Below are 13,805 nucleotides of genomic sequence, written 5' to 3'. Positions count from 1 at the left end.
GCCTTGCTCGCGGCGGTGGGCCTTCGGGTGTCCTGTCGGTGCGCGGATCAGCTCGACATGCTGGCGGTGAGGTCGATGCTGGTGGGCGTCGTCGGGACGGGGAACGGCTTGCCGGCGGCCGTGCTGAAGTCGAGCGTGTTCAGGTTGACCGAGTACACGCAGGGGTTGCCGTAGAAGCGCGCGGAGAAGCTCAAGGCGGTGAGGTCCTTCACGACGACCCACTGCGTGTAGTCGACGGCTTCCTTGCCCTGCTTGTCCGTGGAGCGGCTGGTGCCCAGCGGGATGTCCACGGTGTTGAGGAGGTGGAAGGCCAGGGTGTTGGCATCCGCGGAGGTCGAGATGGGCTGCGCGTACTGCTTGAGGTAGGTCGCGCGCACGAACCGCGCGGGAGGCGTCGAGTCACCCGGCAGGCCGCGCATGCCGCTGCCGTGGCCAGCGGGGGAGAACGACTGGAGGCCCAACTCCGTGGGCTTCGCGTCCCAGGGGGACAGGTTCGCGTAGTTGCCCAGGTTCTCCAACTGCTGGGGGAAGGGAGGGTTGTTGGTGCAGACGCCGACGGGGTTCTCGTAGACGTTGAGCTGCCCGTTGGTGAACTCCACGACGACGCTGTTGCCCGCGGCGTCGTGAACGGGGAAGTGCAGGGGCAGCAACTTCGCGAGCAGGTCGCCTTCCCAGACCTGGACGTTCCCGCTGGTCAGGGCGGTCTTCACGTCCGCGACGGTCGCGCAGGTGCCGAGCGCCCAGTTCACGAAGTCCACCAGCGCCAGGGCCTGCGACGGCTGGGTGACGGACGGATAGAGGGAGCCCGGCAGCCAGAGGGCGCCCACGGAGAGGCCCGCCGTGTTCATGCCATCCACGATGATGGCGTCGGTGAGGGCGGTGAGGCCGACAAACCCATACGTCGACGTCCACTTCAGGCCGGGCTTGAGGCCCGGGCCCTTCGACTGGAAGGACTCGCCCTTGGCGTGGACCATGAGTTGGGATTTGAGGTCGACGCCGAACTCCATGCTGCGGCCGTTGACCGCGAAGTTCGTGGAGATGCGCGAGTCGGTGCCGGTGATCAGGAAGTCAGTGCACATGGGCGTTCCTCAATCCGTGGAGGGCCGTTGCTCCCTGGAGGCTGGGAGTATTCCACGGTGTCCGGACCCTTCTGCATGCCGCGCACCATCACCCTGGGAGCACCGATTCCCGATGAATTCCAGGGCATTGGCGAAAGGCGCCCCGCGCGGCGTTCCCGGCTGCGTCCCCGTGGAAGGCCGCCGCGTCCTGCTCCGACGCGGAAGCGGCGCGTGGGGCCTTTCGGCTCGCTCGCCCGTCTGCTTTCTGACGAGAGGCTTGCGGGCTCAGGCCGGCTCGGGTGAATTCGGGGGGTGCGGTCCCATCGAGTGCGTGCCTCGCCCAGGGGGCGAAGTGGGGTGTTCATGAAGGCGTCGAGGTCATCCACGGGTTGGAGGCGCACCTGTGCGGCGGTGTTGGTGGCGGGGAGCATCTTCACGGCGACCGCGTGGGCCGGGCCGCCGCCTCCTCCGTCGGAGAAACGCTTCGCGAAGCGCTACCTCGTCATCCTCGCCGCGGAGCCGAAGCTGGGCCCCCAGGATGAGCTCCAGGCGAAGATCTCCAAGCAGGCGGACCTGGAGACGGACTTCGCCCGCCTGTCCTCCACGGACTTCGCGGGCCTCAAGCCCTGTCTCCAGATTTTCGTCGCCAACAGCTTCGTGTCGAAGGCGGAGGCGGAGGACTACGGCCGCAAGCTCCAGGCCCTGGGCGTCACCTCCTCCGTGCGGCAGTCGGGGGCGTATGCCAGCGGGGACGCCGCCCGACAGAAGAAGTGCGCGGAGGTCTGGCAGGCCTTCTTCCGCTTCACCGCCAACCCCCACGAGGACGATGGGACGGCCCCGACCTTCAATGCGACCGCCGTGCTGAAGCACGCGGACGGGAGCGAGGAGGTCCGCCTCCTCAAGGATCGGTTCGCCAACAGCGATGTGCCCCAGGACGCGCCGCAGGCATTCAGTGTCTGGTACGGCGGCGGCGGTTCGGACGTGAAGATGGTGCGCAAGGGCCAGGCGGTGGTCATCCTCCAGCGCTACAAGGACGAGAGCATCCCCATCGAAAAGGAGAAGGACGCCGAGGTCGCCCGCTTCGCCCTTCCGCCCAATGTTCGCGTGAGCGGACTGGACACGTAGCGACGAGGATGACGGACCCCACGCCCCCAGCGCCCGGCCCTCGACGCGACGACTCGCTGGAGGACTTCGAGCTGCCGTTCTTCCAGTGGATCGCGATCCAGCTCCAGGGGCTGGTCATCGCGGTCATCGTGCGCTCCACCGACCTGCTGCTCCTTCTATGGCGTCCCAGCCTGTTGCGGCCGTACCTGGGGCTCTGGTGGCAGCGCCTGCTGCTCACCCCCTACAGCGCGCGGCGCACCTTCGAGATGGTCCGGGCGCTCCAGTCCACCGGCCAGTCCTTCCGCGAGCTCATCTACGGAGAGACGCCGCTCCTGACGGCGCTGCTCTTCCTGCGGCGCGCGGGCGTGGGCTCCCACAGCCGGGTGGTGGACCTGGGCGCGGGGCGTGGCCGGGTGCTCATCGCCGCGCGGTGGCTGAAGGCCCAATCGCATGGCGTGGAGCTCATCGCGGACCACGTGAAGCGCGTCGCGCCCTGGCTCGAGCCCGCGGGCATCACCCTCACCGTGGGGGACATGACCCGCGAGCCGCTGACGGACGCCACCCACATCTTCACCAACTGGGTGGCCTTCACTCCGGAGACGAAGGCGCGGTTGGTGGCGCATCTGCGCACGTGCCAGCCCGGGACGCGCATCATCACCGTGACGCGTCCCATCCAGGCGGATGGTTTCATCGGACACACCTACCGCTGGATGCTCTTCACCTGGGGGCCTGAGAAGGTCTGGATCCAGGAGTACCGCCCGGAAATTTCAATCCCAAGCGGAAAAGAGGAGTGATGTCAGACGGTGTTTCTAGGGTGCCTGCCTTCACCCGGAGTCACATCCGAAAGGCTGACACCATGATGCAGCGTCTGTTGAAGTGTCGGGGTCTCCTCGCCTCCGCCGTGTTCGCCGTGTTGATGGGAGGCGTGACGGCCCAGGCGGAGTCGCCCGGCGCGGGCGGCTCGGCGGACCCCACGGACAACGGTGGGTCGCTGACGTTCGCGGCCCAGGCGGACATCGCGAGGGTGCTGGCGTACTGGACGCCGGAGCGCATGGCGGCGGCGGTGCCCGCGGATGTGCCGACGACGTCCGGCAAGGCGCCCATCAGCCTGCGGCAGGTGCCGGAGGACAAGCAGGTGGGGCGCGTGGATGGCGCGGAGCCGCGCGGGGGCGTGCCCATGATGGCGGCCGACATCCATTCGATGAGCGGCCGGGTGTTCTACACGGGCGACCAGGGCGGGAACTATTCCTGTTCGGCCAGCACGGTGAACAGCAATGGCAAGCGGGTGGTCTTCACCGCGGGCCACTGCGTGCACGGCGGTGGTGCGGGGCGCGGCTGGCACACCAACTGGGTGTTCGTGCCCGCGTACCACGCGGGGTCTCCGTACGGCACGTGGACGGCGTACCAGTTGTGGGCGAAGAACGGATGGATCAACAGCGCGGACCGCGCCTATGACGTGGCGGCGGCGGTGATGAACCCGCTCAACGGCGTGCGCATCGTGGACGCGGTGGGTGGCCAGGGCATCAAGTGGGGCATCGGCTATGGCCAGACCATCTACCAGTTCGGCTATCCCGCCTACGCGCCCTACAACGGGTCGCAGCTGTACTACTGCTCGGGCGCGACGTGGAACGAGGGCGGCTTCCCCACCATCAGCTGCTCCATGACGGGTGGCGCCAGTGGCGGTCCCTGGCTGGAGAGCTATGGCCAGCAGTTCTGGGCGTACCTGTACTCGGTGAACAGCTGGCAGTTCTGGAACCCGGACCCCAGCCACGTCTACAAGTGGCAGGGCCCGTACTTCAGCTACGACACGGCTGGCAGCCTGTTCGACCTCGTCAAGGACATGTGACGCACGGCGGGGGGCGTCAGGTGCGCCAGTAGCGGCGCACCTGGGCGTCCGTCCGCTTTTCCTGCGCGAAGCGGAGCATCAGGGGCTCCGCCATGGCTTCGGGGACGCGCAGCTGGGCCAGCAGTGCGCGGACCTCGAACTTGCGCGTCAGTCCCAGCAGGGCCTCGCGCTCGGGCAGGGTGAGGCTCGGGTGCCAGCAGTCCACGATGAGCACCACGCGGCGCTCCTGGCCCCGGTTCCACGTCTCGTGTTCGAACGAGTCGTGGAAGGCGAGCACGCGGCCCTGCTCCCAGTGCCGTGATTCGGTGCCCACGCGGATGCCGCAGCCCTCCGGAATCTTGAGTCCCAGGTGCAGCCGCATCCGGAAGCCGTCCCAACTGCAATGCGGCGTCAACGTGGTGCCGGGAGCGTGCGAGGAGAAGAGCACGTCCGCCAGGGGGAACGCGGTGCACTCGCCGTCCAGGGAGTGCACCGCCGCCGCTGTCTCCTCCATGGCGAGCTTCGGCCAGAGGAGGCGGTCCAGGCGCTCGCCCGCGAAGTACACGGGGTGCACCGACCAGCGGCCGGTGCCGACGATGCCGGAGTCGTAGTGCAGCAGATCCGCGTTCTCCAGCCGGGCAAGGTCGCGCTGCACCGCCGCGAGGCAGCCTTCCAGCGCCTTGGCCACGGGCGGGGGCGGGTCGCGCCAGGGGCGCTCGTCCAGGCCGGGGAGCGGGGGGAAGATGGTGGGGGACTGTCCGGGTATCGCGGGCGGCAGGGGCACCTGGCCGGCCAGCATCCGGAAGTATTCCTTCAGGCGGTCCAGCTCCGGGCCCGCGCGCTGGACGGTGTCGAAGTAGCCGCCCTGCAGGGCCAGTTCGACGATCTTCTGGCGCACCTGCGCGGTGATTTCCTGGGGCGATGCGTCGGACATGGCCTCTCCTTATCTCGCGCGCATGCGGTTGTTTCGCGGCAGGTGTTCAACCTCGGCCAGCCCCAGGGCTTCGAGGACGGGCGGGACGTACATTCCAAACCGGCCGCGGAGGCCCTTCTTGAGGCCATACCAACCACCGACGGGGTTGGTGTCCGCGCGCCCCCAGGCCTCGACGGTTCCCACGGCGGCGGGTTTCTGCTCGTCCGCGCTTCCCAGCGGCAGCCAGTCGCCCTGCGCCTTGAGCATCGCGTGCAGGTCGGTGATGCAGCGCAGGTGGTAGCGCAGTTCGGTCTTGCCCACCTGGATCACCAGGGCGGGAGGCTGGAGCGTTTCGTCACGGAAGGCGATGAACTCGCTGGTGCCCGGCGGAGTCGTCAGGGTCCAGGGCTGCTCGCGAGTGCCCGCGCCCGACGAAAGGGCGCCCCGCGCCGTCCCGTCCATGGGCGTGGGGGGAGTCTTCGGGGTCGACTTTCTGGCGGTGGGCATGTGGGCGTTTCTCGCGGGGCTCAGGACTCCGCGCGCTTCTTCAGGCACGCGGCGAACTCGTCGAAGGCGGGCTGGAGGTCCGGGATGGACTTCGTGATGAGAGGCGCCAGCAGGCCGGTGAAGGCCTCGCGCATGGTGAACTCCACCGTGCCGTCGTCCTGAGGCGAGACGTCGAAGGTGCGCTCCCCCTTGAAGAGGAAACCGAGGGGCATGCCCCCCCGCCAGACCATGCGCTTGTCGGGAATGAACTCCGCCACGCGCACCGGGAACGCCTGCTGGGGGGCGAGCCGGGTATGCACCGTCACCTTCTGCCCGAGCGCGATGGTGCCCACGACCTTCTCGACCGTGGTGTTCCAGCCAGGGTACGCGCCCGCGTCGGTGAGCAGCGACCAGATCCTCGCCGGGGTGCTGCGAATCGCAATGGAGGTGCGGAACTCAGTCATGGATGGATTGGTAACATGAGGGTTACCAATCCTCAAGTTCACGGGCATGCCGTTCCAGTGCGGGGAGCACCAGGTCCCAGGAGGCGGCGTAGCGGGGGGCGCGAGCGCCGAAGAGGTGCTCGCTGTCGGGGCCCGCGCGGTGAATGACTTTCACGAGGGTGGTTGGGGGCAGACTGGAGGAGGCGATGAAGCGCACCTCCACGCGGGTGGGGTGCTCCGCGTCGGTCCCGGGGTAGAAGTCGAGGAGGAGGTGCGTTGGAGGGGCCCATTCGAGGACCCGTCCCAGCTCCACCTCGCGACCGTCGCGTGCGCGCTCGTAGAAGCGCCCCGTGGCCAGCAGGAAGAGCTCACTGGCCGGGTCGTTCGTGTGACGCCGCTCTGGGGGCCACCATGCTGAAATCCTGCTGGTGAAGAGCGTGAACGCGCGTGCGTCCGTGCAGGACAGGAGGATCGACTTTTCGATCACGATTCGTCCTCGCCGTCGGTGAGCGCGAGCTGCTGGAGACGCCCCAGGGCTGTGTCCCAGAACCCGTCAAGGAACGCGCGGACGGACACGAAGCCCTCGATTCGCACGGAGTAATAGGTGTGGGTGCCGGACCTGGATGCGGAGACCAGTCCGGATTCATGCAACACGGCGAGGTGTCGCGAGATGGCGGGGCGGCTCACGGGGAAGCGGCTTGCGATCTCCGCGACCGTCGCGGGTCGTGAGCGCAAGCCAAGGAGGATCTCCCGGCGGACCGGATTCCCAAGGGCGTCGAGTGCATGCAGCATCGGGTAACCGAGAAGTTACCCAGCGTCGAGCACCCTGACAAGGGGCGCCGCCAGCGCGGACCCCGTGGGGCCCGGCTCAGCGCGTCAGGTGCTGGAGGGTGAGGTAGACGAACTCCGCGCCGGGCTGGAGCGAGGCCACGGGCACGCGCTCGTTGGGGGCGTGCGCGGTGCGCGCGTCATCCGGGGTGAGGGCGAAGAGGTCGATGCCGTAGGCGTCGATGCCGGCTTTGCGCAGCGTGGCGGACTCGGTGGTGCCGGTGGACTGGCGCGGGATGACGGGGGCATGGGGCCATACCTTCGCGGCGGCGGCCTTCACCGCGCGGAACATCGCGTTGTCACCCACGGGTGACATGGGCGAGTCCGGCGCTGACACGTCCATCTCGACTTGGAGGTCCTTGTCATTCACGGCGGCGACGATGCGCTCGCGCACGGCTTTCGCGTCCGCGTCTGGCAACAGGCGGCAGTTGATGGTGGCCTCGGCGGTGGCGGGGATGACGTTGGAGCGCGTGCCCGCGTGGAAGACGGTGGGCACGCAGGTGGTGCGCAGCACGGCGCCCAGCGCGGGCTCCAGCCTGGCCACGGTGGACACCGCGTCCTCGGGCGGCGCGTCCGGCGCGTCGGCGATGCGGCGCAGCGCGTCCCCCAGCTCCCCCGGCGTAAGGGGCGCGCGGCCCTGGATGTGGAGCCTCGCGGCGGGCGTCAGGTGGGCGGGGAAGGTGAGGGCGCCCACGCGGGCCACCGCCGCGGCCACGCGCACCAGCGGCCCCGCGTCCACGGGGGGCGCGGAGGAGTGGCCTCCGGGGCCGGTGGCCTTGAGCGTCACGTTGCGCGAGACGCGCTCGGCGGCCTGGAGCGCGACGAAGCGCACCTGCTTGCGGTCCGGGGACAGCTCCGTGAGGCCGCCCTCGTTGAGCGCGAACTCCGCCTCCTTGAACTCCGGGCGGTGCTCCATCATCCAGTCCAGGCCCTGGCCCGAGCCCACCTCTTCATCCGCGCCCAGGTACAGGAGGATGTCGCGCGAGCGCGGGCCGCCGTCCTGCTTCAACCGGCGCAGCGCGAGGATGCTCGCCGCCGCCATGCCCTTGTTGTCCTGCACGCCCCGGCCGTAGAGCAGGCCGTCCTTCTCGGTGAGCCTCCACGGGTCGGTGGCCCACTCGGAGCGCACGGCGGGCACGGTGTCCAGGTGCGCGAGCACGAGGATGGGCTTGCCCTTCCCGGTGCCCTTCAGGCGCACCAGGAGATTTCCGCGTCCGGGCGAGGGCTCGATGAGCTCCGAGTCGATGCCCGCCTCGCTCAACCAGCGCGCCGCCACCCGGGCCGCGGCCGTCTCGTTGCCGGGCGGGTTGGAGGTGTCCGCGGCGATGAGCTCCGCGAGCAGGGTCCGCAGCTCATCCTTCGGCGCGGGACGGGGCGGTGCGGCATGGGTCGCGCTGGCAGCAAGGAGGAAGGACAGGAGCAGGAAACGCATGGTGCGGGAGGCTCGCGCCTTCACTCCCGGAAGGCAACGGATGCGGCGTTTGCCGGGAGTGCCATGTTAAGGGAGGGGCCCTGGAGGAAGCCCTGCCCATGTCGTCGCCCCTGAGCTTTCACACCGTGGAACTGCCGCTGCGCCACGCCTGGACCATCTCCCGGGGGACGAGCACGGTGAAGCGCAACGTGTTCGTGGAGGTGCGCTCGCAAGGACACGTGGGGTACGGCGAGGCCGCGCCCAACGTGCGCTACGGCGAGTCCTGGGAGTCGGTGGAGGCGGCGCTCCGGACGCTGGCCCCGGTGCTGGAGGGGAGGGATCTGCGCTGCTTCCGCGACGTGTCGGAGGCGCTGGACGCGGCGCTGCCGGACAACCCCGCGGCGAAGGCGGCGGTGGACCTGGCGCTGCATGATCTGGCGGGCAAGATGATGGGCGTGCCGCTGTACCGGATGCTGGGCGTGGATCCGAAGCGTCAGCCGGTGACGTCCATGTCCATTGGCATCGACGTGCCGGAGGTGCTGGCGGTGAAGGTGCGCGAGGCGGCGGACTTCCCGGTGCTCAAGGTGAAGCTGAGCGCCGAGCGAATGCGGGAGGTGTTCGGCACGGTGCGCGCGTTGACGAACCAGACGCTGCGCGTGGACGCGAACGAGGCGTGGAAGCCGGACGAGGCGCTGGAGCACATCCAGTGGCTGGCCACGCAGGGCGTGGAGTTGGTGGAGCAGCCGCTTCCCGCGGCGGACGTGGAGGGCGCGAAGTGGTTGAAGGCGCGCTCGCCGCTGCCGCTGGTGGCGGATGAGTCGCTGACGAAGGCGTCGGACGTGCCGTCGCTGGCGGCGGGCTTCCACGGCATCAACGTGAAGCTGCAGAAGAGTGGTGGCATCCGTGAGGCGATGCGCATCATCGAGACGGCGCGCGCGTGTGGCCTCAAGGTGATGCTGGGCTGCATGGTGGAGACGGGGCTGGGCATCGCGGCGGGCGCGCACCTGGCGCCGCTGGTGGACTGGGTGGACCTGGACGGCAACCTGCTGCTCGCGGAGGACCCGTACCGGGCGCATCCGGTGGTGGGTGGGCGCATCCAGTTGGGGGATGGACCGGGCCTGGGCGTGGAGCCTCGGGCGGCCCCGTGACGCCACCGCTCATCCAGGACCCGATGGCGGTGCTCGCGGTGCTGCTCGCGGTGCTGGCGGGGTTGTATGTGTTGCAGCGCCACCCCACGGTGGAGCGGTTCTTCAACGTCGTGCCGCTGCTGGTGTTCGCGTACTTCGTGCCCACGCTGCTATCGAACACGGGCGTCATCCCCACGCAGTCGGAGCTGTACCGCTTCACGCGTGTGTACCTGCTGCCAGCAAGTCTGGTGTTGCTGGTGCTGTCGGTGGACCTGCCGGCCATCGCGCGGCTGGGGAAGAACGCGGTGGGCGTATTCCTGGCGGGCACGTTGGGCATCATGGTGGGAGGGCCCATCGCGTACCTGGCGCTGGGGTGGCTGGTGCCGGCGGAGCTGGGGGACCAGGCGTGGAAGGGGCTCGCGGCGCTGAGCGGCTCCTGGATTGGAGGCAGCGCGAACTTCGTGGCCATTGGCCAGAGCGTGGGCGCGCTGGACAGCACGTTGAGCATGCTGGTGGTGGTGGACGTGGGCGTGTCCAACGTGTGGACGGCGGTGCTGTTGTCCTTCGCCGGGCGCGAGAAGGCGATGGATGCGCGCATCGGCGCGGACCGGGCGGCGTTGGACCGGGTGCGGGAGGAGTCGGCCCGGCTGCAAGCCGCGTCCGCGCGTCCCGCGACCCTGTCGGACTTGCTGTCGATGCTGGCGGTGGCGTTCGGGGTGACGGTGGTGTGCACGGCGCTGGCGAAGGTGCTGCCGGACCTGGGCAACGTGGTGACGGGCTTCACGTGGGTGGTGTTGCTGGTGACGACGGTGGGCGTGGTGCTGTCGTTCACTCCGGTGCGAAGGCTGGAGGGCGCGGGGGCGAGCCGCATGGGGTCGCTGTTCCTGTATCTGCTGGTGGCGACGATTGGCGCGCAGGCGGAGTTCCGCCGGCTGTGGGACGCGCCCGCGCTGGTGGCGGTGGGCGCGGTGTGGATGGCCATCCACGCGGCGGTGACGATGGGCGCGCGGCGGTGGCTCAAGGCGCCGGTGTTCTTCGCGGCGGTGGGTTCGCAGGCGAACGTGGGAGGCACGGCCTCCGCGTCCGTGGTGGCGGCGGCCTTCCATCCCGCGCTGGCCCCGGTGGGCGTGCTGCTCGCGGTGCTGGGGTATGTGCTGGGGACGTACTGTGGACTGGTGACGGCGCTGCTGCTGGAGCAGGTGCACCGGTTGATTCACTGAAAAAGGAGTCGTGGATGCGGACGGTGCTGCTGGGCATGTGCTTGCTTGCGATGACCGCTTCGGCGGCGACGCCCGACGCGGGCGTACCCCGGGAATCGTTGCAGTCCGTGGTGGATTCACTGGCGCGCGAGTCAGCGCGGCTGTCGCCCGGGACGGACCTGGCGCTCGCGGTGACGGACCTGCGCACGGGCGAATCCGCGAGCTTCTCCGGAACGACGCCGCACATCTCCGCCAGCTCCGCGAAGGTGTTCTGGGTGGCGGCGGCGCTGAAGCAGCGGGACCTGAAGCAGGTGGCACCGCTCGCGGAGAAGGTGTTCCGCACCTCCGACAACGAGGCGTCCGGGGAGGTCATCGACCTCGTCGGCGGGCCGGACGCCATCAATGTCTATCTCCAGGGCCTGGGGATGAAGAACACCGCGCTGACGAAGTGGAACTACGGCGGACAGCGCTGGGCGACGAACTCGCCGAAGGTGATGCAGAACGACAACTACTTCTGCGCGGACGACGCGGTGTCCTTCCTCGCGCGGTTGGACACGAAGGCGTTGTTGAAGCCGGGCCCCACCGCGCGGCTGCTCAAGTGGATGGAATTGACGCCTCGGGAGGGTTGCGGCGGCTGGCTGGGCACGCGGCTGCCCGAGCGTGTTCGCGCGTCGCTCCAGCACAAGGGTGGGTGGCTGCCGCCGGGATGCTGTTCAGATGACGCGCGCTACAACGTGCTCAATGAAATCGGGTTGGTGACGCTGCCGGGCGGTGGACGGTACGCGGTGGCGATTCTCGCCTCGCGCGGACCGGACTGGCCGAAGCAGGCCTTCGTCGTGGAGCGAGCCTCGTGTGTGCTGTACCGGCATCTGGCGAAGGACGCGGGGCTGGATTGTGGTGAGGCGTTGGCCAGGACAGGGGGCCCGGCGCCGGTCGTGCTGGACGCGGGGGCACCCGCGCCGGACTACGACTGCTGATAATGGATGACCCGGGCGTGCGCTACTCGACGTCCTCGGGGGGAGGATGGCGACCGGGAGGCCATGACCGTTAATGCTGTCCTGCGCGCATCCTGTCCGCGCGCGAGGTGACCGCATGATGGACCCCTTGGCCTGGCGCAGGTTCGCGGAGCGGCTCGGTACGCGGTACCCCTTCATCCAGGCGCCCATGGCGGGAGGGCTGTCGCCCCCGGACCTGGCCGTCGCGGTGGCCGAGGCGGGTGGGCTGGGGTCCCTGGGAACGGCGGACGCGCCGCCAGAAGCCATTCGTCAGCAGGCGAAGGCGGTGCGTGCCCGGACGTCTCGCCCGTATGGCATCAACCTGTTCGCGCCCCGCGCTCCGGTGGCGGATGGCGACCCCGGACCCGTGCTGGGGTTGCTGGCACGCTTCCACGCGGAGTTGGGACTGCCCGCGCCCGAGGTGGCGGAGGCCCCGCTGCCGGACTTCCTGAAGCAGGTGGAGGTGGTGCTCGACGTGGCGCCCACCGTGTTCAGCTTCACGTTCGGCGTTCCGGATGCGCCGGTGCTGGAGGCGATGCGGGCGCGCGGCATCCTCATCGTGGGCACGGCGACGAACGTGCGCGAAGCGCTGGCGCTGGAGGCCGCGGGCGTGGATGCGATTGTCGCGCAGGGCTCCGAGGCCGGTGGACACCGGGGCTCGTTCGGAGGGTCCTTCGAGGCGGGGCTGGTGGGGACGCTGGCGCTGGTGCCGCAGGTGGTGGACGCGGTGCGGCTGCCGGTCATCGCCAGCGGTGGCATCATGGATGGGCGCGGCATCGCGGCGGCGCGGATGCTGGGGGCGGCGGGTGTGCAACTGGGCACGGCGTTCCTGCGCTGCCAGGAGAGCGGCACGGTGCAGGCGCACCGCGAGGTGTTGCGCGAGGCCAAGGATGAATCGTCGCGCATCACCCGCGCGCTCACTGGGAGGCCAGCGCGGGCGATTCCGAATGAGCTCATCACCGCGTTGGAGGAGGCCGGGGCGTACCTGCCCTATCCCCAGCTTCACGGGGCCACACGAGCCCTGAGGGCCGCGGCCGCGCAGCGCGGGGACACGCGCTTCATGACGCTGTGGGCGGGGCAGGGCGTGGGGCTGTCGCGGGAGGGGCCGGCGGCGGAGCTGGTTCGGGCCCTGATGGCGGAGACCGAGGCCGCGCTGGCGGCGGTGCGCGACTGAGCCGGCCAGGCTGCTATGACGTGGAAGGCGGGCCCATGTCCCGGCCCGCGAGGCGTTGGCGCAGCGCCACGAAGTACATGGAGCAGAAGGTCGCCACGAGCACGGCGAACTCGTCCCAGTAGTCCAGCGGGTCTTCGTTCTCGTCGAGCAGCGACAGGCTGAGCAGGCACAGCACGACGTGGACGGCGAACACGGGCAGCGATGCCTGTCCCAGCGCTTCGAGCACGCGGGGGCGCAGCCAGCGGAACACGCGGGGCGCGAGCCAACTCGCGAGCAGGGCCACGGCGAGGAAGTTCACGAGGCGCAGCGGCGCGAGCGTCCACTTGTCGAACAGCACCGCTGCCGCGCCCAGGTCCACGTCGAGATGGCGCACGAGCAGGAACCCGACGCTGATGACGAGCGCCCCGGTGAGGAGCCTCCGGGAGACGGGTTCGCGGTGTTCCGGCGCGGTGGCGCGGCTGACGCCCAGCCACACGCCGAGCACCCAGAGGAACTGCCATGCGAACAGGTCGAACGCACCCGACAGGTCGATGCTCAAGGGCGGCCACGGCAGCACGGGGATGGCGACGAGCAAATCGTAGAGGGCGCGCTTGAGGCCCACCTGGGCCCAGACCCAGATGAGGGCGCTCAAGCCCAGCACTCGGGACCAGCCCTCCTTGCGCGCGCCGAGCATCACCGCGGGCGTGAGCAGGAGGAGCACGACGTAGAGCGGAAGGATGTCGAGCAGCGGGGGACAGTAGAGGAGGAAGAGGCTGCTCCACAGGGCGGTGAACGGATCCTGGTGGAAGAACCCGAGCAGGTTGTGGATGGCGGGCCTGCGAGCTGCGACGCCGAGCGCGGCGATGATGGTGAACGCGAAGCAGAGCAGGGCGACGTGGTAGCCGTACACCTTGAGGGCGCGGCTCCAGAGGCTCTTCACCATGGCGATGGGGCTGGATGTGCCCAGCTTCTTCGCGTGCACCACGCCGACGAGGAACGCGGAGAGGAAGACGAAGCCCTCGGCGGCGGAGACGAAGCCGAACGGCTGGTTGCTCAGGACGTTCAACCGGGTGGGCAGGTGCGTCAGCGTCATCAGGACGAGGAGCACTCCGCGCAGGCTGTCGAATTCAGGGCGTCGTTGCATGGCGGCGTCGTGAGGGGTCGAGAGGTCGCTAGGATTCGGAAGGCCGTGCCTCGTGGAGGAGCCCTTCACCCATGCCACATCCCCGCGTGCCGGGTAAACCTCTCCGCCCTTGCGGATCC

At 69.6% G+C, this 13,805-nt stretch carries 15 protein-coding genes; 7 read left to right on the top strand and 8 right to left on the bottom strand.

The annotated features are described in order from the left end of the window. Positions 1-47: 47 nt before the first annotated feature. On the bottom strand, positions 48-1,079 hold the full coding sequence (locus OV208_RS24515) for a linear amide C-N hydrolase (protein ID WP_267576301.1): 1,032 nt from the start codon (positions 1,077-1,079) through the stop codon (positions 48-50). Between the two features lie 342 nt (positions 1,080-1,421). On the opposite strand from OV208_RS24515, the gene OV208_RS24510 reads away from it, so the two are divergent. The 3 genes from OV208_RS24510 (at position 1,422) to OV208_RS24500 (ending at position 4,008) form a co-directional block, all read left to right on the top strand. Then, complete coding sequence (locus OV208_RS24510; RefSeq protein WP_267576300.1) at positions 1,422-2,183, top strand: hypothetical protein; 762 nt, start codon at positions 1,422-1,424, stop codon at positions 2,181-2,183. An 8-nt stretch (positions 2,184-2,191) separates the two neighbouring features. After that, complete coding sequence (locus OV208_RS24505) at positions 2,192-2,956, top strand: class I SAM-dependent methyltransferase (protein WP_267576299.1); 765 nt, start codon at positions 2,192-2,194, stop codon at positions 2,954-2,956. A gap of 62 nt (positions 2,957-3,018) precedes the next feature. Continuing rightward, positions 3,019-4,008: a trypsin-like serine peptidase gene (locus OV208_RS24500; protein WP_267576298.1), complete on the top strand. Its 990-nt coding sequence runs from the start codon at positions 3,019-3,021 to the stop codon at positions 4,006-4,008. Positions 4,009-4,024: 16 nt separating this feature from the next. Here the strand turns inward: OV208_RS24500 and OV208_RS24495 are convergent, their stop codons facing one another. The 6 genes from OV208_RS24495 to OV208_RS24470 all read right to left on the bottom strand — a co-directional run bounded on the left by OV208_RS24495 (position 4,025) and on the right by OV208_RS24470 (position 8,089). After that, on the bottom strand, positions 4,025-4,921 hold the full coding sequence (locus tag OV208_RS24495) for an aspartyl/asparaginyl beta-hydroxylase domain-containing protein (protein WP_267576297.1): 897 nt from the start codon (positions 4,919-4,921) through the stop codon (positions 4,025-4,027). Positions 4,922-4,930: 9 nt separating this feature from the next. Beyond that, complete coding sequence (locus OV208_RS24490; RefSeq protein WP_267576296.1) at positions 4,931-5,407, bottom strand: DUF6855 family protein; 477 nt, start codon at positions 5,405-5,407, stop codon at positions 4,931-4,933. Between the two features lie 20 nt (positions 5,408-5,427). Beyond that, the gene (locus OV208_RS24485) at positions 5,428-5,850 is read right to left on the bottom strand and encodes an SRPBCC domain-containing protein (RefSeq protein ID WP_267576295.1); all 423 of its coding nucleotides are present in this window, start codon (positions 5,848-5,850) and stop codon (positions 5,428-5,430) included. A gap of 22 nt (positions 5,851-5,872) precedes the next feature. Next, on the bottom strand, positions 5,873-6,316 hold the full coding sequence (locus OV208_RS24480; RefSeq protein WP_267576294.1) for a hypothetical protein: 444 nt from the start codon (positions 6,314-6,316) through the stop codon (positions 5,873-5,875). Next, positions 6,313-6,621, bottom strand: coding sequence for an ArsR/SmtB family transcription factor (locus OV208_RS24475; protein ID WP_267576293.1), 309 nt, complete (start codon positions 6,619-6,621; stop codon positions 6,313-6,315). Before OV208_RS24475 ends, OV208_RS24480 begins: the two co-directional genes overlap by 4 nt. Positions 6,622-6,697: 76 nt before the next feature. Further along, entirely contained in the window at positions 6,698-8,089 is a 1,392-nt protein-coding gene (locus tag OV208_RS24470; RefSeq protein WP_267576292.1) for a M20/M25/M40 family metallo-hydrolase, read from the bottom strand. 98 nt (positions 8,090-8,187) lie between these two features. Here OV208_RS24470 and OV208_RS24465 point away from each other — a divergent pair, with 98 nt between their 5' ends. The 4 genes from OV208_RS24465 to OV208_RS24450 all read left to right on the top strand — a co-directional run bounded on the left by OV208_RS24465 (position 8,188) and on the right by OV208_RS24450 (position 12,563). Then, positions 8,188-9,216: a dipeptide epimerase gene (locus OV208_RS24465; protein WP_267576291.1), complete on the top strand. Its 1,029-nt coding sequence runs from the start codon at positions 8,188-8,190 to the stop codon at positions 9,214-9,216. Further along, positions 9,213-10,415, top strand: coding sequence for a DUF819 domain-containing protein (locus OV208_RS24460; RefSeq protein ID WP_267576290.1), 1,203 nt, complete (start codon positions 9,213-9,215; stop codon positions 10,413-10,415). The genes OV208_RS24465 and OV208_RS24460 overlap by 4 nt, the downstream gene beginning before the upstream one ends. A 14-nt stretch (positions 10,416-10,429) precedes the next feature. After that, entirely contained in the window at positions 10,430-11,371 is a 942-nt protein-coding gene (locus OV208_RS24455; protein ID WP_267576289.1) for a serine hydrolase, read from the top strand. 115 nt (positions 11,372-11,486) lie between these two features. After that, a complete protein-coding gene (locus OV208_RS24450) occupies positions 11,487-12,563 on the top strand; it encodes an NAD(P)H-dependent flavin oxidoreductase (RefSeq protein WP_267576288.1) in 1,077 nt (358 codons plus the stop codon). Positions 12,564-12,576: 13 nt separating this feature from the next. Here the strand turns inward: OV208_RS24450 and OV208_RS24445 are convergent, their stop codons facing one another. Then, positions 12,577-13,686: an OpgC family protein gene (locus OV208_RS24445; protein ID WP_267576287.1), complete on the bottom strand. Its 1,110-nt coding sequence runs from the start codon at positions 13,684-13,686 to the stop codon at positions 12,577-12,579. Positions 13,687-13,805: the final 119 nt, after the last annotated feature.

Origin of the sequence: Corallococcus sp. bb12-1, from assembly GCF_026626765.1 — a bacterium.
Lineage (GTDB): Bacteria > Myxococcota > Myxococcia > Myxococcales > Myxococcaceae > Corallococcus > Corallococcus terminator.
Note: the sequence above shows the minus strand (reverse complement) of the source record. Positions and strands in the feature narration are given on the sequence as shown.